General features: G+C 64.4%; 18 protein-coding genes. 8 read left to right on the forward strand and 10 right to left on the reverse strand.

The annotated features are described in order from the left end of the window. Window positions 1-4 precede the first annotated feature (4 nt). The gene (locus tag ISS97_RS06665) at window positions 5-2,491 is read right to left on the reverse strand and encodes an LPS-assembly protein LptD (RefSeq protein ID WP_379987041.1); all 2,487 of its coding nucleotides are present in this window, start codon (window positions 2,489-2,491) and stop codon (window positions 5-7) included. A gap of 98 nt (window positions 2,492-2,589) precedes the next feature. Here ISS97_RS06665 and msrB point away from each other — a divergent pair, with 98 nt between their 5' ends. Beyond that, complete coding sequence (msrB, locus tag ISS97_RS06670; protein WP_379987040.1) at window positions 2,590-2,994, forward strand: peptide-methionine (R)-S-oxide reductase MsrB; 405 nt, start codon at window positions 2,590-2,592, stop codon at window positions 2,992-2,994. A gap of 6 nt (window positions 2,995-3,000) precedes the next feature. On the opposite strand, the gene ISS97_RS06675 is transcribed toward msrB, so the two are convergent. From ISS97_RS06675 to ISS97_RS06685, 3 genes are read right to left on the reverse strand one after another with little or no spacing between them, the layout of a single operon-like run. Continuing rightward, entirely contained in the window at window positions 3,001-3,918 is a 918-nt protein-coding gene (locus ISS97_RS06675) for a histone deacetylase family protein (RefSeq protein ID WP_379987219.1), read from the reverse strand. A 10-nt stretch (window positions 3,919-3,928) separates the two neighbouring features. Continuing rightward, window positions 3,929-4,495 carry a cob(I)yrinic acid a,c-diamide adenosyltransferase gene (locus tag ISS97_RS06680; RefSeq protein ID WP_379987039.1) on the reverse strand — a complete coding sequence of 189 codons (567 nt, stop codon included), beginning with the start codon at window positions 4,493-4,495 and terminating at the stop codon, window positions 3,929-3,931. Window positions 4,496-4,503: 8 nt separating this feature from the next. Beyond that, window positions 4,504-5,109, reverse strand: a complete 606-nt coding sequence (locus tag ISS97_RS06685; protein ID WP_379987038.1) for a hypothetical protein — start codon at window positions 5,107-5,109, stop codon at window positions 4,504-4,506. Window positions 5,110-5,212: 103 nt separating this feature from the next. Between ISS97_RS06685 and ubiH the strand changes: the two genes are divergently transcribed. Genes ubiH through ISS97_RS06700 form a run of 3 tightly spaced genes read left to right on the forward strand, consistent with a single transcriptional unit; the run spans window position 5,213 to window position 8,494 of the window. Then, the gene (gene ubiH, locus ISS97_RS06690; protein WP_379987037.1) at window positions 5,213-6,448 is read left to right on the forward strand and encodes a 2-octaprenyl-6-methoxyphenyl hydroxylase; all 1,236 of its coding nucleotides are present in this window, start codon (window positions 5,213-5,215) and stop codon (window positions 6,446-6,448) included. Continuing rightward, a complete protein-coding gene (locus ISS97_RS06695) occupies window positions 6,445-7,656 on the forward strand; it encodes an FAD-dependent oxidoreductase (RefSeq protein WP_379987036.1) in 1,212 nt (403 codons plus the stop codon). Before ubiH ends, ISS97_RS06695 begins: the two co-directional genes overlap by 4 nt. A gap of 49 nt (window positions 7,657-7,705) precedes the next feature. Continuing rightward, window positions 7,706-8,494 (forward strand): dienelactone hydrolase family protein, encoded by a 789-nt coding sequence (locus ISS97_RS06700; RefSeq protein WP_379987035.1) that lies wholly within the window; start codon window positions 7,706-7,708, stop codon window positions 8,492-8,494. 44 nt (window positions 8,495-8,538) lie between these two features. On the opposite strand, the gene ISS97_RS06705 is transcribed toward ISS97_RS06700, so the two are convergent. Further along, entirely contained in the window at window positions 8,539-9,132 is a 594-nt protein-coding gene (locus tag ISS97_RS06705) for a hypothetical protein (protein WP_379987034.1), read from the reverse strand. Between the two features lie 40 nt (window positions 9,133-9,172). Continuing rightward, window positions 9,173-10,174 (reverse strand): polyprenyl synthetase family protein, encoded by a 1,002-nt coding sequence (locus tag ISS97_RS06710; RefSeq protein ID WP_379987033.1) that lies wholly within the window; start codon window positions 10,172-10,174, stop codon window positions 9,173-9,175. A gap of 187 nt (window positions 10,175-10,361) precedes the next feature. Here ISS97_RS06710 and ISS97_RS06715 point away from each other — a divergent pair, with 187 nt between their 5' ends. The 3 genes from ISS97_RS06715 to ssb all read left to right on the forward strand — a co-directional run bounded on the left by ISS97_RS06715 (window position 10,362) and on the right by ssb (window position 13,307). After that, the gene (locus ISS97_RS06715; protein WP_379987032.1) at window positions 10,362-11,576 is read left to right on the forward strand and encodes an MFS transporter; all 1,215 of its coding nucleotides are present in this window, start codon (window positions 10,362-10,364) and stop codon (window positions 11,574-11,576) included. Window positions 11,577-11,657: 81 nt separating this feature from the next. Next, window positions 11,658-12,647: a DedA family protein/thiosulfate sulfurtransferase GlpE gene (locus ISS97_RS06720; RefSeq protein WP_379987031.1), complete on the forward strand. Its 990-nt coding sequence runs from the start codon at window positions 11,658-11,660 to the stop codon at window positions 12,645-12,647. Between the two features lie 105 nt (window positions 12,648-12,752). Beyond that, the gene (gene ssb, locus ISS97_RS06725; RefSeq protein WP_379987030.1) at window positions 12,753-13,307 is read left to right on the forward strand and encodes a single-stranded DNA-binding protein; all 555 of its coding nucleotides are present in this window, start codon (window positions 12,753-12,755) and stop codon (window positions 13,305-13,307) included. 519 nt (window positions 13,308-13,826) lie between these two features. On the opposite strand, the gene ISS97_RS06730 is transcribed toward ssb, so the two are convergent. The 4 genes from ISS97_RS06730 to ISS97_RS06745 form a co-directional block, all read right to left on the reverse strand. Continuing rightward, window positions 13,827-15,044 carry an AGE family epimerase/isomerase gene (locus tag ISS97_RS06730; protein ID WP_379987029.1) on the reverse strand — a complete coding sequence of 406 codons (1,218 nt, stop codon included), beginning with the start codon at window positions 15,042-15,044 and terminating at the stop codon, window positions 13,827-13,829. Further along, window positions 15,041-16,018 (reverse strand): carbohydrate kinase family protein, encoded by a 978-nt coding sequence (locus tag ISS97_RS06735; protein WP_379987028.1) that lies wholly within the window; start codon window positions 16,016-16,018, stop codon window positions 15,041-15,043. The genes ISS97_RS06730 and ISS97_RS06735 overlap by 4 nt, the downstream gene beginning before the upstream one ends. A gap of 9 nt (window positions 16,019-16,027) precedes the next feature. Further along, window positions 16,028-17,272 carry an L-fucose:H+ symporter permease gene (gene fucP / locus ISS97_RS06740; RefSeq protein ID WP_379987218.1) on the reverse strand — a complete coding sequence of 415 codons (1,245 nt, stop codon included), beginning with the start codon at window positions 17,270-17,272 and terminating at the stop codon, window positions 16,028-16,030. Between the two features lie 104 nt (window positions 17,273-17,376). Next, window positions 17,377-18,429, reverse strand: a complete 1,053-nt coding sequence (locus ISS97_RS06745) for a LacI family DNA-binding transcriptional regulator (RefSeq protein ID WP_379987027.1) — start codon at window positions 18,427-18,429, stop codon at window positions 17,377-17,379. A 152-nt stretch (window positions 18,430-18,581) separates the two neighbouring features. On the opposite strand from ISS97_RS06745, the gene ISS97_RS06750 reads away from it, so the two are divergent. Next, a complete protein-coding gene (locus ISS97_RS06750; protein ID WP_379987026.1) occupies window positions 18,582-20,915 on the forward strand; it encodes a GH92 family glycosyl hydrolase in 2,334 nt (777 codons plus the stop codon). The last annotated feature ends 306 nt before the right edge of the window (window positions 20,916-21,221 follow it).

Here is a 21,221-nt window from a genome sequence, read left to right on the forward strand (position 1 = left end):
AAAGTTATTGATAGCCAAGGATACCACGGCGCAGGAAGCCTTCCGTCTGGCCGTTGAACGCGCCCAGGCCCTTGAATTGCAGCTCGAACATGATGGCGTTGTTGGTATCGGCACGGTTGGTGGTGAAGTTGTAGTTGCGTACGTAGTGACGGCCGACCAGGCGCACGGCCACGCAGCAACTGTCGTATTCGATGCCGGCCAGCGCCTCGAGGGTCGTCTTCTGCAGCACCGAATAGGTCCAGCGCCCGAGAATGCGCCACCGGTCGGAAATGGGATAGACCATGGAGGCGTCGTATTGTTCCAATAGGCCGCGACGGTAGCGGTACGAGAAGTTGAGGATCCCGTCGGTGCCGATACGGCGCTGCAGTTCCACCGCGGCCAGGTCGGTGCTGCGGCCAGTGAAGTAGGGCTTGCCGGTGATATCGGTGCCGCCTTGCATGCGGCTGTGGGGGTTCCACTGGTACTGCGAATTCACGCGCCACTGGTCGTTGAGCTGCACGCTCAGCTGGGCGACGTAGTCCGAGCTGGACCAGTCGGTGGGGGCGGCGGTCGTGTTGTTGCTGCCGGGCAATTGCACCCGCTGCTGACTGAAGTAACGGATCTGGCCAACGCTGGCCGATACTCGCTCCACGCCGTTGTCGTCGAGCAGGCGGGTAGTGATTGCGGCCGTCAGGTTATTCGCGTTCATCTGACGGTCCGCGCCGGAGTACTGGTTCGGCGAGAACAATTGCCAGTAGTCGAACGACATCAGGTTGGTGTCGAACAGCGGCAGATTGCTCTGGTTGCGGTACGGCACATACAGGTAATACAGACGCGGTTCCAGGGTCTGCGTATAGCTGTTGCCGAACAGCGAAGTGTTGCGGTCGAAGATCAGTCCGCTGTCCAGGCTCACGATCGGCAGTGAGCGGCTGGGCGAGCTCTGAGTGAACGGGGTTGGGATGCCCGGATTGTTGGGAGTGGTCGGATTGAGGAATCCGTAATAGCCGTAGCGTTCGTAGCCGCTGTTGAGCTCATAAGCCGTGTAGCGATAAGCCACCTTGGGGCGTACGAACCAGGACGCGCCGCGGAAATCCGCCATCAGGTAGGGGTACAGGTCGAGGCGATTGCCTTCCACCACGTCGGTCTTGCGGAAGGCGACGGCCTCTGTGTTCGCACCAAATTCCAGCCACTTCAGCAGCGGAATATTCAAATTGAGCGTCGCGCGCGGTAGACGCTTGTACTGCACCGAGGAGTCGGGCAGGAAGGGGTCGACATTCTGATAGACGTCGCCGCCGAACGAAGCATTCCACCACTTGCCGCCGCCGTTTACATAGGCGCTGGACGACAACGTGCCGATCGCGGCGGTGTACAGGTCATTGCCGAAATCGCGCAGATAATTGCGGTCCGACGCGCGGTTGATGTTGGTGTTGAACGACCACGGCCCGTACAGGTGCGAATTGTCGATGAATTTCACCAGATAGCGATTGTCGCCCTTGGTGTTCTCCACGCTATCCGGGTCACTCTTGCCCTGATCGTTGGGCAGGTACTCGATATTCAACTGGCCGCTGGTGCCCGGAATCAGATTCAGATAACGGAACTCACCGGCCAGCATCGCGCCGCGCTCGGCATAGATGCGTGGGTCCAGCGTGGCGTCGTAGTTCGGCGCGAGATTCAGGTAATACGGCGCGCTGACCCAGAAACCCGAACGGCCTGAGGTACCGAAGGACGGATAGAGAAAGCCGCTCTTGCGCCGGTTGTCCACTGGAAAGGTGAAATAAGGCAGATAGAGGAACGGGACGTTGGCAAAGCGCATCGTCGCGCCGTGCGCCGTACCCACGCCGCTCTCCTTGTCAATGCGCAGATCCTTCGAGCGCACTTCCCACAAATGATGGCCGACATCGCAGGTGGAGTAGGTGACCAGCTTGTAGTGGGTGCGCTGGGCATCCAGCATCTGTCCCTGTTTGGCTACGCCGTTGCCGCGCGATTCCAGCATCTGGTAACGCACATCGTCGGCGATACCGGTGCTGGCGTCGGTGTTGCCGCGCATGTGGTCGGCGGACATCAGCTGGCCCGCTTCCTGGTAGCGCACATTGCCGCGCGCGTCGTAATCGGTGGTGTCGCTGTTGTAGTCGGCGGTGTCCGACTGCATGCGCTGGTCGGCGCGCTCGAGTTTCACGCGGCCCTGCAGGTGATAGACCGTCTGGTCCGAGCTATCCACCTGCTCGGCGTAGACCTCGGTATTCGCCGTGTCGCGCAGCGAACTGTCCTTGCTCATGGTCGGGTCGTAGAACTCGAGCATGGCGTTGGGGCGGCACATGGTGAAATTGTCCGGCCGCGGCGCACAGCGGAACGAGCCCAGCGGGCAGGTTGGCGTGGCGTTGGCCGCGGGCTTGGTGTCCTCTTCGGGCGAAGTCGACTGGGCTTCGGCCTGGCCGCCGATCAGGGCGAGGGCTGCGGCTACCGCCAGGAGGCGGCGCGGGGGCAGGTGGCGCAAGGTCGGCTTGGGCGTCACGATGGCAGTCTTGTTGGTCCGGAAGGGTCGTTAAGCTAGCAGAAAGACCCCATATCCGGGCAGGTAAAGCCCCCTACCCCTGCGCGCGAGGATTCAGCATGAACGACCCCAAGCTGGGCAAGACCGACGCCGAATGGCGTGCCGAACTCACCCCGGAGCAATACGCCGTGTGCCGCTGCTCGGCCACCGAGCCGCCTTTCAGCGGCAAGTGGTACCAACATAAGGAGGCCGGAACGTATGTTTGTGCGGCCTGCCACGCCAAGCTGTTCGCCTCCGAAGCCAAATACGACTCCGGCTCCGGCTGGCCGAGCTACTTCCAGCCGCTGGTCCGCGATGCGGTCAGCGTGCGCCAGGACGACAGCCACGGCATGAGCCGCACCGAAGTGCGTTGCACGGAATGCGGCTCGCACCTCGGGCACGTGTTCCCGGACGGCCCCAAGCCGACCGGCCTGCGCTACTGCATCAATTCGGTGGCGCTGGATTTTGTGCCTGCCGAGAAATAAGCGAGGTCAGAGCATCAGCTCGGCGACATGCGCACTAGCGCTGGCGGCCAGGGCCTGCAGGTCGTAGCCACCCTCCAGGCTGGAAACCAGGCGGCCGCCGGCATGGGCGTGGGCCAGGTCGACCAGGCGGCTGGTAATCCAGGCGTAGTCCTCGGTGCCCAGCCGCAGGTCGGCCAACGGGTCGTTGCGATGGGCATCGAAGCCCGCCGACACCAACACCAGCTGCGGTTTGAACGCATGCAGGCGGGGCAGCAGGGCGCCTTCCCACAGTTCGCGGAACTCGTAAGAGCCATCGCCAGGCGACAGCGGGGCATTGACGATATTGCCCACACCCCGCTCGTCTTCGCGCCCGGTCTCCGGGTATAGCGGCGACTGATGGCTCGAAATGAACAGCACGCGCGGTTCGCTCTCGAAAATATCCTGCGTGCCGTTGCCGTGGTGCACGTCGAAATCGGCGATGGCCACACGCTTGAGCCCATGTTCGGTCAGTGCATGCGCTGCCGCCACGGCGATGTTGTTGAACAGGCAAAACCCCATCGCCCGGTCCGGCGTAGCGTGATGACCCGGCGGGCGAACCGCGCAAAAGGCATGCCCCCCACGCGGTCCCATCACCGCATCCACTGCAGCCACCGCCGCGCCGGCGGCACGCAGGGCGGCCTCGGTCGAGGCGGGCGACATTAGGGTGTCCTCATCCAGCCTTACCGTGCCTGCAGCGGGCACCGTGGCAAGGATGCGGTCGACATAAGCGGCATCGTGCACCCGCAGCAGTTGTTCACGCGTAACGCGCGGCGCCTCGATGCGATCGATGGCCGCAAAGCGGTCCTGATCCAGCGCCTGCAACACCGCACGCAGGCGCGCTGGCGACTCGGCATGACCCGGGCCCGGATCGTGCTCGAGACAACTAGGGTGGGTATACAGCCGCAGCATGCGGCGCTCAGGCTTTCGGTTTGCGGCGGCGTTCGTGCTGCCACAGGACCTCGCCATGGCCGCTGGCGCGAGCCAATACGCGCGAGATCACAAACAGCAGATCGGACAACCGGTTGAGGTAACGCTGCGCCTGCGGCCGCACTTCCTCCACGCGACCGAGCGCAATCACCTCGCGCTCAGCACGCCGGCAAACCGTACGCGCCAGGTGGCAGCAGGACGCGGCCATGCCGCCGCCCGGCAGGATGAAATCCTTCAGCGGCGGCAGCGGATCATTGAAGCTATCCAGTACCTGTTCGAGTCGCTCGATATCGGCGTCCTCGACCATCGCCATGCCGGGAATGCACAGCTCACCGCCGAGATCGAACAGATCATGCTGCACCTGGGTCAGCACTTCGCGTACGGCATCGTTCACGCCGTCGGCGGCCAGCACCATGCCGATGGTGCTGTTGAGTTCGTCGACGGTGCCGTAGGCGGCGACGCGCAGCGAATCCTTGGCGACGCGCGAACCGTCACCAAGGCCGGTGCTGCCATCATCGCCGGTACGCGTATAGATCTTCGAAAGACGATTGCCCACGCGTTATCTCAGCGCGACAGCTTAGACGGGTCGGCGTGGTTCAGCGTGCGTCCGAGCTGCACAACGAGCGCATGCACCACCAGACCCAGCGCGACATACAGCGCCATCGTCTGCAGGAAGAACAGGTACCAGTCACCCAGGTTCGAGAACCACGCGGCGACGCTGCGCGGCTGCGGCACGCTGCTGCTCAACCAGTAGAAGCTGCCGTTGGAAATCACGTAGCACACGGCAAAGCTGGCCACTACCGCGACCGCGGCGAGACCCAGGCTACGCAGGTTCAGGCCGGCCTTCTGGCGGGCCAGCCAGCTGCCGCCCATCCACAGGCTGAAATACGACGGCACCAGGAACCAGTAGGCCGCCGACACGCAGTAGTGGTCCCAGAAATTGATGCCCTGGTTGCTGATCACCAGGTAGTCGACCAGCACCGCTTCGGCCATCAGCAGCGGAAAAGCCCAGCGCACCGAGCCGCGCAGCCAGAAGCCTGCCAGGAAAAAGATGCCCCAGGAGGCGTCCCACACGTCGTGATGGAACAGCGAGAGATGCACGCGAGTGGCGGCCATCACCAGGGCGAGGGCCAGGAAAATGCCCAGCCGCTGGGTTTGCGTCGTAGCCATGACTTGCTCCAAATGTGTTGCGCAAAGTGCAGACCGCAAGTCTATCCCAACTGGGTGGGGGCCTGATGAGGGCGGACACCCACAGCGCGTATCATGCGGCCCCATGACTACCCCACCCACCTCCGCCGGAGTACCCGCCCGGCAGCCGGTTCTCATCGTTGGCGGCGGCTTAGTTGGCGCCAGCCTCGCCATCGCGCTCGACGCGGCGGGCATCGAGGCTGTGATGGTCGAGGCGGCCGCGCCGCGCGTCGACGCCCAGCCCAGTTACGACGAACGCAACCTGGCGCTGGCCCGCGCCACGGTAAACGGTCTCGATGCCATCGGCGTCTGGCGCCATGCCGCCGCGCAGGCCACGCCGATCCGGCATATCCATGTCAGCCGCGCCGGCGATTTCGGCAGCGCTCGTATGGATGCCGACCGCGAAGGCGTCGATGCACTCGGCTGGACCTTGCCGGCCCGCGAGCTGGGCGCGGCATTGCTGCGCCGTCTGGACGAATGCCGGCATCTGAAGCGGCTGGCCCCGGCCAAGCTGGAAGCGCTGGAGCCGCTCGCCGACGGCTGGCGCGCGCAGATCCGCACCGCCGAAGGCACGCAATCCATCGATGCATCGCTGCTGGTCGGCGCGGACGGCACTGCCTCTTATGTACGCGAACAGCTGGGCATCGAAGCCGAGACCCACGATTACCAGCAGACCTTGTTCGTCTGCACCGTGACTCCGGAACGCGATCACGCCCACCGTGCCTACGAGCGGTTCGCCGACAACGGCCCGGTCGCCATGCTGCCGCTGGCGGAGCGCCACTGCGGTCTGGTCGTGACGGTGCCGACGGAAGAGGGCGATGCTGTGGCGGCCATGGACGACGAACAGTTCATCGCCTGGGCGCAGCAGCGTTTCGGCTGGCGCCTCGGCCGTCTTGGCCGGCCAGGCAAGCGCCATCCCTATGCGATCAAGCGCGTGGCCGCGCAATGCCTGATTGGTCCGCGTGCCGTGCTGGTAGGCAACGCTGCGCAGACCGTGCATCCGATCGGCGCCCAGGGCTTCAACCTCGGCTTGCGCGATGCACTGACCCTGGCCGAGCTGGTGGCTGGCGCGGAAGATCCCGGCGCGGCCGATTTGCTCGAGCATTACGCCGCACGCCGTGCACCGGATCGCGAAGGCACCATGACGATGAGTCACGGCCTTGTGCAATTGGCTTGCCTGCCGCAACCGCTGTTGGGGCCGCTGCGCTCGCTGGCCCTGCTTGCCTGCGATCGCGTGCCGCCGCTGCAGCGCCTGCTGGCGAAGCGCGGCATGGGCTTCCGTGGCGAGCCGCCGCGTGCCGTATTGGAGCGTTTGCCATGAGTACGAATACACCATCTACGGTTCGCAACCGGCGCGGCCCCGCGCTCGACGTCGCCGTCGTCGGCGGCGGCATGGTCGGTGCAGCCACCGCACTCGCGCTGGCCAAGGCAGGTTTCGCCACCGCGCTGCTGGAAGCGCGTGAGCCGTCACCCTGGCTCGCTACCGATGAAGTCGATCTGCGTGTCGTCGGCCTGGCCCCGTCTTCCATTGCCTTGCTCGACGACTTGGGCGTCTGGACGTCCATCCGTGATTCCCGCGCCGGCCCTTATGCGCACATGCATGTATGGGACGCTGAGAACGGCGCAGCCATCCATTTCGACGCGGCCGATGAAGGGCGCGAGCTGCTCGGCTATATCGTCGAGAACAACCTGGTGCAATGGCGCCTATGGCAAGCGCTGGAAACCGCCGGTGTGCGCCGGCTTTGCCCGGCCGACGTGCGTGGTTTCGACGCGCAGGAAGATCGCATCCAGCTCGAACTGGCCGACGGCGATCTGCTGGCCGCGAAGCTGCTGGTGGCCGCGGACGGAGCCGGTTCGCCGCTGCGCAAACTGGCTGGCATCGAGACACATGGGCGCGATTACGCACAGCGTGCCGTGGTCGCGCATGTCAGCACCGAACGCCCACACGAAGGCACGGCATGGCAGCGCTTCATCGCCACTGGCCCGCTGGCCCTGCTGCCTTTGGCCGACGGCCGCAGTTCCATCGTGTGGTCGCTGCCGGATGACGAAGCCAGGCGCGTGCTCGCGCTCGACGATCAAGCCTTCCTGGCCGAACTGGGCGTCGCCAGCGATTTCCGTCTCGGCCGCATCACAGCCACCACGCCTCGCGCCGCTTTTCCGCTGCGACTGCAATTGGCCGAGCGCTATCAGGCCGAACGCTTCGTGCTGCTCGGCGATGCCGCGCACGCGGTGCATCCGCTGGCCGGGCAGGGTGTGAATCTTGGCTTGCGCGATGTCGCCGAATTGCGCGACACCTTGGTGGCGGCGCGCGATGCGGGCCGCGACATCGCCGCCGAGCACGTCCTTCGCCGCTACGCGCGCCGTCGCCGTAGCGCGGATACGCTCGATGCGATGAGCTTCGACACGTTGGCTCGCATCTATAGCTGGCAGTCCGCACCGCTGGTCGCCGCGCGCGGCCTCGGCGTGCGCCTGCTCGATCGCCTGTCGCCTATCAAGCGCCGCCTGGCGGAGCACGCCGCCGGGTTCTGAGCCGGAAGTACCAGGACCATTTCAGTCACAACAACGTAAGGGGTGGATCATGCGTATCGCACGACTTGCTTGTCTGCTGTTGTTTTCCGGTGCTGCCTTCACCGCGCAGGCGAAGATGGTGCATAAACCGGTGGAATGGACTCAGGACGGTACGCGTTTCCATAGCGTGCTGGTCTACGACGATGCGGTGACCGCAAAGCGACCCGGTCTGGTGATGGTGCCCAACTGGTACGGCGTGAGCGACACCGCGCTGACCAAGGCCGAAGGCATTGCCGGCAAGGACTACGTCATCCTTGTCACCGACATGTACGGCGAAAAAATCCGTCCGGCCAGCGACGATCAGGCCATGGCTGCGGTCAAACCGCTTTATGCCGATCGTGCCCTCATGCGCAAGCGCATCAACCTCGCACTGGATCAACTCAAGGCCCAGGCCAAGACCGCGCCGATCGACGTCAGCAAACTCGCGGCTATCGGTTTCTGCTTCGGTGGCTCCGCCGTACTCGACCTCGCGCGCAGTGGCGCCGATGTTGCCGCCGTAGTGTCTTTCCATGGTGCCCTGCAAACCGACAAGCCCGAGCTCGCCAAGCAGATCAAGGCGCGTGTGCTGGTGATGAACGGTGCCGACGACAAAGGCACCATGCCTGATGCCGACAAGTTCATGGACGAGATGCGAAGCAGCAAGGCCGACTGGGAATTCGTGGTGCTAGGCAATGCGGTGCATTGCTTCACCGAAACCGACCAGCACAAGGAAGGCTGCGCTTATGACGAGCGTGCGGCCAAGCGAAGCTATCGGCTGATGAACGATTGGCTGCACGGAGCGTTCAGCGGGGCACCGTGATCAGAGTTGCCCCGGTCGTTCTATGGACGGCCGGGGCAACGGTTCTAGGCGATTTGCACCAGGCGCGCCTTCTGGCAAAGCGGATAGCTCGCCACGAAGTCGGCAATCAGGGCACGCATCTGCTCGAACGATGGGCCATACAGATAGAGCGCCGTTTCGGTTGGCCCCTGCCACCAGCTCTGGATGACGCCCGCATCGCCCAGGAGTACGGCGAAGGTGCTGTACACCACGTTTGAATCGCAGTTCGCATAGACCTCGTCAGGCAGATCTGTGCCGTTGAGATAAACCGCCAGACCCTCGTTGCGGCCCATGGGTATCTCGCGCTTGCCATCGTCGAGCAGCAGCTTCGAGCCCTTGGGAGCGCCCATGTTTTCCAGGGTGTTTACGAGCCATGCGAGCTTGTCTTCGCTGACGTCGGTCAGATGGATTTCAACGTCGCAATAGTCGATCTCGCCATGCTCGGTCAGCATGGTGCCTCCGCCATCGACTTCACCCAGCCCGCGCTCCCGCAGAAACGCATCCAGCGGATCCTCGTAGATTTCGCCACGGTGGATCGGTTGCACGCGCGCATTCAACTGTGCCGTGAGGTGACCACTCCGCGTGGATGCCTTGGCGAAAGAGAGCCGTTTGCCGAGCATCGTACGTCCTTGTCGTCGACGGCAGATGGGCTGCCTGGGGCTAGAACTTGCGCTCCACCGAGTAATCGGCCAGCGCCGCAAGGGCGTCGCGGTGGGTTGACGGCGGCAGTGCCTTCAGCGCAGTCCGCGCGGCATCGGCATGCATCACGGCCCGCTCGTGCGTACGCTCCAGTGCACCCGAATCCCTAATCGCCGCAATGATCCGATCCAGCGAGTCCAGCCCGCCATGCTCAATCGCATGCCGCAGCGACTGCGCCTGCTCGGCGCTGGCGTTCTGCAGCGCGTAGATCAGCGGCAGGGTCGGCTTGCCTTCGGCGAGGTCGTCGCCGATGTTCTTGCCCAGGGTGTCGGCGTCGCTCACATAGTCGAGCAGGTCGTCGGCGATCTGGAAGGCGTAACCCAGTTCCATGCCGTAGCGACGCAGCGCGGCGACCTGATCCTGCGGCAGCCCGCCGAGGATGCCGCCCAGCTCAGTGGCGGCGGCGAACAGCACCGCCGTCTTGCGTTCGATCACGGCGAGATACGCGGCTTCGTTGACGTCGGCGTTGCCGATATTCAGCAGCTGCAGCACCTCGCCCTCGGCGATGGTGTTGGTGGTGTCGGCGAGGATGCGCATGATGCGCATGTCATCCAGTTCCACCATCAGCTGGAACGAGCGCGAATAAAGGAAGTCGCCCACCAGCACGCTGGCCGCGTTACCCCATAGCGCGTTGGCGGTCTTGCGGCCGCGGCGCAGGTCCGATTCGTCCACCACATCGTCGTGCAGCAGGGTGGATGTGTGGATAAATTCGATCACCGCCGCCAGCTTGATGTGCTGCTCGCCCTGGTAACCCGCGGCGCCCGCCGCCAGCACGTGCAGCATCGGGCGCAGGCGCTTGCCTCCGCTGGCGATGATGTGGTCGGCGATCTGGTTGATCAGCACCACGTCGGAGGAGAGCCGGTGGCGGATCAGGCTATCCACCCGCTGCATGTCGGCGGCGGCCAGCGCGCGCACGGCGTTGAAGTCGGTGGGGCGGATGGCGGCGGCAGGCATCGTGGTCATGGGGGCGTCGCGGCTTCGTAGCGTCTGATTATAGGGGCAGGGTGACGTCGTTTTCCTGCGCGGCGCTTTCGGCGCCCGCCGCGACGCGTGGCCGCAGGGCCGGAGCATGGGCGATCCGTATAATCGAAAGCGTGCCGCGCACCGCAACGGCGTGTCCGGCCGCTTTCCTTCCATAAGCGATTCCCTGGTGAGCAAACTTTCCCGCCTTGAACTGCGCAGCGCGCTGACCCTGGCCTGCGTGATCAGCCTGCGCCTGTTCGGGCTGTTCCTGATCATGCCGGTGTTTTCGCTGTACGCGCAGCAGATGCCGGACGCGACCCCGCTGATGATCGGGATGGCGCTGGGGGTCTATGGCCTGGGCCAGGTATTGCTGCAGATCCCGCTGGGGCTGCTGTCCGACCGCATCGGGCGCAAGCCGGCCATCACCCTGGGTTTGTTGGTATTCGCGTTCGGCGGTCTCGTCGCCGCGCTATCGCACTCGCTGGCCGGCATCGTCATCGGCCGCGCGTTGCAGGGCATGGGCGCCGTGGCCGGAGCCGGTACGGCGCTGGTGGCGGACCTCACGGCTGAGGAAAACCGCGGCAAGGTGATGGGCATCATCGGTATCTCCATTGGCGTCGCTTTTCTGCTGGCGCTGATCCTTGGACCACCGCTGGAGGCATGGCACGGCCTGTCCGGATTGTTCGGCGCCACCTCGATCCTGGCCCTGGCCTCGCTACTGCTGCTGTGGTTGATCGTGCCCACGCCAGCCCGGCGCAAGGCACCGGCCGCCGCCTCGTTCGGCTATGTGCTGGCCATGCTGCGCGACAGCCGCATGCTGGTGTTGAACGGTTCGGTGTTCTTTCTGCACGCCTTGCTCACCGCCAGTTTCGTCGGCCTACCATTGCTGCTGGCAGACAAACTGCATCTGCCGGTGAACCGCCACTGGGAGTTGTATCTGCCGGTGATGACCATCGCCGCTTTCGTGATGGGTGCCTGCATGCATCGCATGCGCGAGGTGGCGCAAAGCCTGCGCATCGTGGCGATCTGTGTGGTCGCCATCGGCCTGTCGCTACTCGGTTTTGCGTTTTCCGGTGAGCACATCGCCGTGCTGGGCGTGATGGCAGCGGTGTTCTTCTCCGCCTTCAATCTGCTCGAAGCCGCCTTGCCCAGCCTGGTCTCCCGGCTGGCGCCGGCCGCGCTGCGCGGCGCAGCGATGGGCGCCTATTCCACCAGCCAGTTCATCGGCGCCTTCATCGGCGGCGCCATGGGCGGCATCGCGCTGGGCAAGCTGGGCACGGGCGGCGTTTTCGTCTGCGCGGCGGCGCTGACCCTGGTGTGGCTGCCGCTGGTTCTGGCGGGTGCCCGGCGCATGACGGTGACGCCTGTCACGGCCCACGTCACGGCCGAAGCAACCCCATAAAAAGCGTTTGCAAACCCCCGGTTTCGACCCAATCATGAGCCTCCTCGACGATGCGGCACCGGATGCCGGGGTTGCGTTCCCATGGCTCATGAAATCATCGCTCTGCTGGCCCAGTACGGGTTGATCCTGGTCTTCCTCAATGTGCTGGTGGAACAGGCCGGCGCACCGGTGCCGGCTGTACCCACCCTGGTCGTGGCTGGCGCGCTCGCCGCGAACGGACAGTTGCCGCTGGTCGGCGTGCTGGGCGTTGCCCTGCTGGCCTGCCTGATCAGCGACCTGGCCTGGTACTGGGCGGGGCGGCGCTTTGGTTCCGGGGTCATGCGCACCATCTGCCGCGTCTCGCTGTCGCCCGATTCCTGCGTCAAGCAATCCGAGCTGCGCTTCCAGCGCTGGCGCGGGCAAGTCCTGCTGGTGGCGAAGTTCGTGCCCGGGCTGTCCACTGTGGCGCCGCCGCTGGTGGGCGCGCTGGGACTGCGGACGGCGGCCTTCCTGTGGCTGGATGGCCTCGGCTCGCTGCTGTGGCTGGGCGTGGCCGTGGGACTTGGCTACGTGCTGGCGCCGGAGATCGACAAAGTGCTCGTCGCCCTAGGCAATGCCGGCACCATCGCACTCGAACTGGTCGGCAGCCTGCTGGCGCTCTACATCCTCGCCAAGTGGTGGCAGCGCCGCCGCTTGCTGGTATCGCTGCGCATGGCGCGGATTACCGTGGACGAGCTGGCCCAGGCGATCGAGAAAGAGCCGCTGCCGGTGCTGGTGGATGTGCGCTCGCAGGCGGCACGCGTGGTGGATACACGCATCATCCCCGGCGCGTTGCTGTCCGATCTCGGCAGCATCGACCTTACCTTGCAGGGTGTGCCGCTCGATGCCGAGCTGATCATCTACTGCAACTGTCCCAACGAAGCCTCCGCCGCCATGGCCGCCAAACGCCTGATGGAACAGGGCTATCGCCGCGTGCGGCCGCTGCTGGGCGGGCTGGATGCGTGGGAGGCCGCGGGCTACACCATTCACCGGCTGGCCCCGGTGGATACCGACACCCTGGGCGGCAACCTGCCCACGCAAAATGCGGCCTGAGCGCCCCCTGCGTTTGGGAGGGGCGGCCGGTATGATAGCCAGCCACCAACAACCCCGGCCGCAATTACCCCTCACGTACGGCCGGCAACCACAGGAAACACATTCATGGCACGCGGCATCAACAAAGTCATTATCGTCGGCAACCTCGGCGCAGACCCGGAAACCCGCTACACGGGCAGCGGCACGGCGATCACTAACCTGCGCATCGCCACCTCCGAGCAGTGGACCGACAAACAGACCGGCGAAAAGCAGGACCGCACTGAGTGGCATCGCGTGGTGCTGTTCGGCAAGCTCGGCGAGATCGCCGGCGAATATCTGAAGAAGGGCCGTCAGGTCTACATCGAAGGCTCGCTGCGTACCAGCAAGTACACCGACAAGGACGGCGTCGAGCGCTACACCACCGACATCATCGGCAATGAAATGCAGATGCTCGGCGGCGGCGAAGGCGGTGGTTCGGGCGGCGGCGGTGGCGGTGGCTACCAGCAGCGCTCGCAGGGCGGCGGTCAGCGCCAGGGCGGTGGCAGCGGTGGCGGCCAGCAGCGTGGCGGCGGCGATTACGGCAGTCAGCGTGGCGGCAACGACTACGGCAACAACCAGCGCCAGTCGGCACCGCCCCCGGTCGAAAACAACACCTTCGACGACGACGATATTCCGTTCTAAGTAGCACATCTCTTCAAAATGGAGAGATAGAACTGAAAGAGCCCTCATCTTTGAGGGCTCTTTCTTTTTGGGTTGCTCCACGAAGTCAGGGCGCTCGCGAGAGCTCGCAATGAGGCACCCTCGAAGACCTCAGGACTGAGGCTCTACGGCAGAGACCTCGATGTCATTGAACGCGTCGATCCTGTTGGGAGCCCATGCGCTTACGCGAGACTTTGAGGAAGCATCAGGATGCAAGGGTGTGCTCTTGCGACATCCATCCCAGAGAAGCTAGGCGATTGCTCGATCTCAATCATAGTGACGAAACCTTCACGCACTCTCCCCGTATAAATCCACTACCGGCTGCTTTTGATTCCCCTGTCGAGGCAGCCGGCAAGGCTACTGATGCAAACTCATGGCCGAGACCCCCGCAAGGGGGTTTTTTTTTGGCTGAAACAGCGGTGCGCTGTCTGATGTTTTCCATCCACAGAAAAAGAAGCCCGCCTTAAGGCGGGCTTCTTTTGTTTCGATGGTGCCTGTATCTCAGGGCACGCCGCCGGTGCGGATCAACTCCATCACCTCGTAGCACGCACCCATCGTGTGGTAGTCCGTCTTGCCCGCGGGACTCTTTTCATCGTCGTACTTGCGATTGTCGCGGGTAAGGATGCGGTACCACGCGCCATGGCGGTGGTCGATGAAGTGCTGCCACGCGTAACCCCACAGCTTCTCGTACCACTCGTCGTAGACGGCCAGGCCGGTGCGTGCATGCAGTAGCGCGGCGGCGGCCATCGACTCCGCCTGTACCCAGAAATACTTGTCGTCATCGCAGACACTGCCATCGGGCGCAAAGCCATAGCAGATGCCGTCGTGCTCGTTGTCCCAGGCGTTCGCAAGAGCCACATCGAACAAATGCTTGGCGGTCGGCACCAGCCAGTTTTCCTCACGCCCGCGTTCAAGCAGCAGCGGCTCCATGATCAGCAGCAGCTTGGCCCATTCCGTCTGATGACCCGGCTGGAAACCCCACGGGCGGAACAGATGCTTGGGATCATCGCGGTGGTAGTCCCAGTCGATGTTCCAGTTCGCGTCGTAGTGTTCCCACACCAGGCCGTCGCCCTTCGCGGCCTGGCGGCGCGTGATGTGATCGGCGAGGGTGAGCGCGCGTTCGAGATAGCGCGGCTCGTCGCTGGCCTGGTAAGCGGCCAGCATCGCTTCGCACATATGCATGTTGGCGTTCTGGCCGCGGTAGCTGCTGAAGTTCCAGTGCTCGTCGGCTTCGTCTCGGTAGAGGCCGGCGGCGGCATCCCAGTAGCGCTGCTCCAGCAGGTTCCAGGTCTCGTCCATCCATGCGGCGGCTTCGGTGATGCCGGCCTTGAGCGCGGTGGAGTAGGCCAGCAGCACGAAGGCGACGCCGTAGGCGTGGTTGGTGCGGTCTTCCGGCTTGCCGTCGCGGATGGTCCAGGCGTAGCCGCCGGTATCGGCGTTGCGATGCACGTCGCGCAGATAGCGCAGGCCGTGGCGCACAGCATCGAGATATTCCGGTTTCTCGAATTCGCGCCATGCCATGGCGTAGTTGAAGACAAAGCGCGTGCTGCTTACCAGATGGCGATGGCTGCGGTCGTAGATCGTGCCGTCGTCCTTGAAGTAGTGGAAGAAGCCACCGGCAGGATCGATCGCGTGCGGATGGTAGAAGGCCATGGTCTGCGCGATGTGCTCGCGCAGAAACGTTTCGCTGCGGAAGTCGGGAAAAGCCGGAACGTTCATGCGTGTTGGTCCATGAAGGCAAGTACCTCGGCTTCGTCCGGCATGGCCGTGAACGAACCCAGGCGGGTCACGGTAAGGGCGCCGCAGGCAGCGGCAAAGCGCAGCATCGCGTGCAGGCGCGGCAGTTCGGTCACGAGGTGGTCGAGCTGGTCGGCACCGGGTTCGATGGTGGCGAGGCCATGCAACAGGCCGCCGACAAAGGCGTCGCCGGCAGCGGTGCTGTCTACCGTAGGCACGGCATAGACCGGCATTTCGCCTTCCGCGTCGGGATGGAACCAGCGCAGCGGCTTGCCGGCGTCAGTGACGACGAGCAAGCGCGCGCGGCCACTCCACAGACGTTCGAGCGTGGCCTCCTCGCCATCGATGGCAAGCCACTCGAATTCCTCCGCGCTGAGCTTCACCACGTCAGCGAGATGCAGTGCGGGCCACAACAGCGGACGCGGATCCACATCGCGTGGCCACAGGGCAGGGCGCAGGTTGAGATCGAAGCTGACCCAGGCGCCTGCCGCGTGCGCACGGCGCATGCCTTCGCGGGTCGCTTCGGCAAGCGCCATCTCGGTCATGCTGTTGGAGCAGACGTGAAACACCGCGGCGTTGCCGAAGCTTTCCTCGCGAAAGTGCGTGGGGCGGAACAGCAGGTCGGCCGACGGCGGGCGATAGAAGCTGAAGCTGCGTTCGCCGTGACTGTCGAGGGCGACGAAGGCGAGCGCAGTATTGGCCTCATCGGTGCGAGCCACCGCGGAGGTGTCCACGCCGGCGCGCTGCAGGCTGTCCAGCAGGAAGTCACCGAACATGTCTTGCCCGAGCATGCCGGCGAAGGCTGCCGGCCCACCGAGGCGCGCGACCGCGACCGCGACATTGGCCGGCGCACCGCCGGCGAAGGGAACGAAGCTGCGTGGGAAGCCCTGAGAGTCGCGGCCTTCGCTATGAAAGTCGATCAGTGCTTCTCCGAAGCACAGGATGTTGCGTGGCATTTGGGGATCTCAGTAAGTGGCGGCGACCGGGGTGTCGCTTTTGATCCGCGAACCGCGCAGACCGTAGAACACGATGTAGGCGTAGCAGAGCAGCGGCAGGAAGAACGCGTGCTGCACGCCGATGCGGTCGGCGAACAGGCCCTGCACGTACGGCACGATCGCGCCGCCGACGATGGCCATGATCAGCAGGCTCGACGCCTTGCCGGTCAGCGGCCCCATGCGCTCGATGCCGAGCGAGAAAATGGTCGGGAACATGATCGAGTTGAACAGGCCGATCGACACCACGCTGTACACGGCAAGCTGGCCCTTGGTCAGCATGGTGGTGATGACCAGCAGCATGTTGATAGCGGCGAAGATCGCCAGCAGCTTGCGCGGCTGCAGTTTGGCCAGCAGCGCCGAGCCGATGAAGCGGCCGACCATGGCGCCGCCCCAGTAATACGCCACATAGTTCGCCGCGGCTTGCTCGGTCATGTTGCCGATGTCGGGCGAGGACAGGTAGTTGACCAGGAAGCTACCGATGGAGACCTCGCCGCCAACGTAGAAGAAGATGCCCAGCACGCCGAACAGCACGTGCGGATGGCGCAACGCATCGAGCAAGGTGTGATGGCTGGTATCCGCCTGCTCGGTGTTCTCCGCCAGTGACGGCAGGCGGAACAGCCAGACGAAGATCGCCAGCAGGAACAGCACGACGGCGAGACCGATGTAGGGTCCCTGCACGATCTGCGCTTCATGTGCGCGATAAGCGATTTGTTCGGCGGCGGGCAACTGCGCCACCTGATCAGCCGTCTTGATCACCGCGGAGAGAATCAACAGACCGCCGAGCTTCGGCGCCAGGAAGGTGCCGAACGAATTCAGCGCCTGCGCGAGGGTCAGGCGGCTGGAGCTGGTCTTCTCGGGACCGAGCAGCGCGACATAGGCATTCGCGGCCACCTGCAACACGGTGATGCCGGTGGCCAGCACGAACAACGCGCCGAGAAACGCCGGATAAGAGTGCATGCCCGCAGCCGGCCAGAACCCCACCGCGCCGACACCGGCAATCGCCAGACCGGTGACGATGCCTTTCTTGTAACCGAGATGCGCCACCACGCGCCCCGCTGGCAGCGACATCAGAAAGTACGCGCCGAAGAAGGTGAATTGCACCAGCATCGCCTGCGCGTAGTTGAGTTCGAAGATCGCCTTCAGGTGCGGAATCAGAATGTCGTTGAGGCAGGTGAGAAAGCCCCACATGAAGAAGATCGTGGTGAGCACGCCCATCGCTACCGGATAGTCGGTGTAGCGCTCCTTGCCCGCTCCCGCGACGCTGGATGTGGAAGAGGGGGGCGGTGAGGCAAAAGCCATGGCGTATTCCTCGTTCGGAGTCAGGATTGGCGTGGCGCGGCGCTGCTTTCGCGCACCACCAGGGTTACCGGAGCGACCGTGGTGGTGGCGTCGGCCTGCGGTTTGCGCAGTCGGGCCAGCAAGAGTTGCGCGGCCTGGCGGCCGCGGGCGCGGGGATCGGTGGCGAGCGTGGTCAGCGGCGGCGTGCTGAAAGCGGCTTCGGCCACGTCGTCGAAACCGGTCACAGCGAAATCGCGGCCAGGCTGCATGCCCCGCTGATTGAGGCCAAGCATCAGGCCCAGCGCGACAGCGTCGTTGTAGCAGACCGCCGCGGTAGGCGCGGGCGTCGCAGTAAACAACTCGCCGCAGGCGCGCACGGCATCCATGCGGGTAGGTGCGGTTTCCACACGCCAATGCGCAGCTATGGGCAGGCGCGCGGCATTCATCGCATCCACATAACCGGCGTAGCGCTGGCGGCACGAACTGGAATCGCGATGGCCGCCGTAGAAGGCGATGCGCTGATGGCCCTGCGCGATCAGATGTTGGGTAGCGAGACGTGCGCCGTGCTGGTTGTCCAGCATCAAGCGATCCCAGTGCGCGTATTCGGGCAGGCTGCCGCCGAGTTCGCGGTTGAATAGCAGCACCGGCGTCTGCGCGCCGACTGCGGCGAGCACGTGCTTCGCATCACTGCCCTCGGCAGGCGACAGGATGATGCCGCCAGGGCCATGTTCGATCAGCGAGCTGAGCACGGCCTGCTCACGCTCCACCGATTCGCCAGTGTTGCCGAGCAGGGTGACGAAACCGGCTTCGCCCAGGGTTTCGTCCACGCCGGATGCGAATTCGGCGAAGAACGGGTTCGCCAGTTCGTTCAGTACCAGGGCGATGCTGGACGATGTGCGGCGGCGCAGATTGGCGGCGGCCCGGTTATAGACGTAACCTTGGCGGCGCAGCTCCTCTTCCACCCGGGCACGGGTGTGTTTGTTCACCAGAGGGCTGCCGCGCAACACCAAAGACACGGTGGCGCGCGAAACGCCGCAACCGGCGGCGATATCGTTCAGGGTGATCTTGCGGCGGATCGAGGCGGTGCTGTCCATGGCCGGCTTTAGGGTGGTTAGAACGATCCAAAAGTAGTCGATCCGTGGCCGATAGTGATCTCGCACTGCAACATGCGGCCGGCCCGGCCCCAATGGTAGCTTCCCTTCTTTGGAACGATCCAAACCCGTTCGGGGACATTGGGGAGAAAACGATGGCGAAGTTCCTTTCCAGGGCCTGCTTGCCGGCCTTGTTGCTGGCGGCGGTGTCGATCACCGGCCATGCCGCCACCCCGGCCGGCCATGCGGCTGAGGTCGATCCGCGGATCGGCACCGGCGGCGATGGGCACACCTTTCCGGGCGCTACGCTGCCCTTTGGCATGATCCAGCTGTCCCCCGACACGGCCATGCCGGACTTCAAACACGCCTACAAATGGGCGGCCGGCTACCAGTACGGCGATAGCAGCCTGCTGGGTTTCTCGCACACGCATTTCTCCGGCTCCGGCCATTCGGACCTGGGCGACGTGCTGGTCATGCCAATCGCCGGAGAGGTACGGCTGGAGCAGGGCGACGCGGCCAAGCCGGGCAGCGGTTATCGCTCACGCTTCAGCCACGACAGTGAAAAAGTGGAAGCCGGCTACTACGCCGTCACCCTGAGCGACTACGGCGTGCGCGCCGAACTCACCGCTGGCCGCCGCGTCGGCTGGCATCGCTACACCTTCCCGGCCGGCAAGCCGGCGCATCTGCTGCTCGACCTGCGCCCAAGCATCTACGACTACCCAGGCAAGGTGCTGTGGTCGAACCTGCGCGTGCAGGAAGACGGCACCGTCACCGGCTGCCGCCAGACGCGCGGCTGGGCGCCAGGCCGTGAGCTGTGCTTCGCCATGCGTTTCTCGCAGCCGTTGCAGTCGCGGCATCTGCTCAACCGCGAAACCGACGTGCCGTACAAGGGCTTCAAAGGTCCCGGCTATCAAGCCGATGACAAGGATGCGCAGCAAGGCCGCGCGTTGGTTGGCGTATTCGATTTTGGCGCGCTGAAGCAGCCGCTGGGCGTGAAGGTGTCGATCTCATCGGTGAGCGAAGCCAACGCCATCGCCAATCTCGACAGCGACGGCAAAGGCTGGGATTTCGATGCGCGCCGTGCCGAAGCGCGCAGCGCCTGGGACAAAGTGCTGGCGGTGATCGATATCGACGCGCCGAAGGATCAGCGCACGAGTTTCTACACCTCGCTGTATCACGCCATGCTGTCGCCCACGCTGAGCATGGATGTCAACGGTGACTATCGCGGGCCGGACAACGCCGTGCATCGCGCCGAAGGCTTCGAGTTCCATTCCACCTGGTCGCTGTGGGATGTGTATCGCGCGCAGCAGCCATTGATGGTGCTGTTGCAGCCGCAGCGCAGCGTGGACTTCGTGCGCTCGCTGATCGCCGCGCGCGAAGCGAGTCCGTTCGGCATCCTGCCGGTGTGGGCGTATCAGGGGCTGGAGACGTGGTGCATGATCGGCTATCACGCCGTGCCGGTGATCGCCGACGCCTACGTCAAAGGCATCCGCGGTTTCGACGCCGACGCCGCGATGAAGGCCATGGTCGCCAGCGCCACCTACGCGCCATATGGCGGCCTGGGCGAATACATGAAGCTTGGTTACGTGCCGATCGACAAAGAACCCGAAGGCGCCTCCAAGACCCTCGAATACGCCTACGACGACTGGTCCATCGCCCGCATGGCGAAAGCGATGGGGCGTGACGACATCGCCGCCACCTTCGACAAGCGCGCCGGCAACTGGCGCAATGCTTACGACCCGAAAACCGGCTTTATGCGTGCACGCAAAACCGACGGCGCCTTCCGCGAACCGTTCAACCCCGACACCGCCGGTTACGGCAGCGACTACACCGAAGGCAATGCCTGGCAATACTCGTGGTATGTCCCGCAGGACGTCGCCGGTCTGATCACGGCGATGGGTGGCGACGATGTCTTCGTAAAGAAACTCGACAGCGTGTTCGAGGCCAAGGTCGATCCCTCTCACTTCGCCAATGTGGAAGACATCACTGGCCTGATCGGCTGGTACGCCCACGGCAACGAACCCAGCCACCACCTGGCCTACCTCTACGACTACGCCGGCGCGCCATGGCAGACGCAAAAGCGCCTGAAGCAGATCATGGACAGCCAATACGCGCCGCGTCCCGATGGCCTCGCGGGCAACGACGACCTCGGCCAGATGTCCGCCTGGTACATCTTCACCGCCCTCGGCTTCTATCCAGTGGCGCCGGGAAGCGACGAATACGCCATTGGTCGCCCCTTCCTCGCACGCGCCGCGCTGCATCTTGCGGATGGCAAAACCTTCACCATCACCGCCGCGCCACTCGACGACGCCCACCCCTACATCGGCAACGTCACCCTCAACGGCAAGCCGCTGGATCGCGTCTACCTCCGCCACCGCGACATCCTCGCCGGCGGCGAACTCCACTTCACCATGCAAGCCGAACCCAATCGCACTTGGGGAAAGAGCGCTGATGCGAGGCCTGCGGCGATGAGTGCGTACAAGCCTTGATCGCTACCTGACAGCGCTGTCTCAAGTACTCACCCCACCCCAACCCTCCCCTGCGAGCAGGGGAGAGGGCAGAAGCAAAAAGCTCTCGAGCTTCGGGTCCCCGCTGGAACAGTGAAGGCGCCTCGGAGAAAACCATCCCGAGGTCTGACACTGGAAAAGGCGGGGCTACAAAGCACACCGCCCGCTCTGAGGCCATTTCTCTTTGGTTACTTTCTCTTGACTCCGGGCATCCATGCCCTCCGCCCTTCGGGCCAGCTGCGCTGTTCGCACCCGCTCCTGCGGGTGCGTGGGCCAGCAAAGAGAAAG

This window comes from Dyella koreensis (assembly GCF_044904565.1).
GTDB lineage: Bacteria > Pseudomonadota > Gammaproteobacteria > Xanthomonadales > Rhodanobacteraceae > Dyella_D > Dyella_D koreensis.

Bases quoted from the DNA above. Each gene is read 5' to 3' on its own strand.
- msrB (WP_379987040.1), top strand. From the start codon at position 2,590: ATGAACGACCCCAAGCTGGGCAAGACCGACGCCGAATGGCGTGCCGAA.
- ISS97_RS06685 (WP_379987038.1), bottom strand. From the start codon at position 5,109: ATGGCTACGACGCAAACCCAGCGGCTGGGCATTTTCCTGGCCCTCGCC.
- ubiH (WP_379987037.1), top strand. From the start codon at position 5,213: ATGACTACCCCACCCACCTCCGCCGGAGTACCCGCCCGGCAGCCGGTT.
- ISS97_RS06695 (WP_379987036.1), top strand. From the start codon at position 6,445: ATGAGTACGAATACACCATCTACGGTTCGCAACCGGCGCGGCCCCGCG.
- ISS97_RS06700 (WP_379987035.1), top strand. From the start codon at position 7,706: ATGCGTATCGCACGACTTGCTTGTCTGCTGTTGTTTTCCGGTGCTGCC.
- ISS97_RS06705 (WP_379987034.1), bottom strand. From the start codon at position 9,132: ATGCTCGGCAAACGGCTCTCTTTCGCCAAGGCATCCACGCGGAGTGGT.
- ISS97_RS06710 (WP_379987033.1), bottom strand. From the start codon at position 10,174: ATGACCACGATGCCTGCCGCCGCCATCCGCCCCACCGACTTCAACGCC.
- ISS97_RS06720 (WP_379987031.1), top strand. From the start codon at position 11,658: ATGGCTCATGAAATCATCGCTCTGCTGGCCCAGTACGGGTTGATCCTG.
- ssb (WP_379987030.1), top strand. From the start codon at position 12,753: ATGGCACGCGGCATCAACAAAGTCATTATCGTCGGCAACCTCGGCGCA.
- ISS97_RS06730 (WP_379987029.1), bottom strand. From the start codon at position 15,044: ATGAACGTTCCGGCTTTTCCCGACTTCCGCAGCGAAACGTTTCTGCGC.
- ISS97_RS06735 (WP_379987028.1), bottom strand. From the start codon at position 16,018: ATGCCACGCAACATCCTGTGCTTCGGAGAAGCACTGATCGACTTTCAT.
- fucP (WP_379987218.1), bottom strand. From the start codon at position 17,272: ATGGGCGTGCTCACCACGATCTTCTTCATGTGGGGCTTTCTCACCTGC.
- ISS97_RS06745 (WP_379987027.1), bottom strand. From the start codon at position 18,429: ATGGACAGCACCGCCTCGATCCGCCGCAAGATCACCCTGAACGATATC.
- ISS97_RS06750 (WP_379987026.1), top strand. From the start codon at position 18,582: ATGGCGAAGTTCCTTTCCAGGGCCTGCTTGCCGGCCTTGTTGCTGGCG.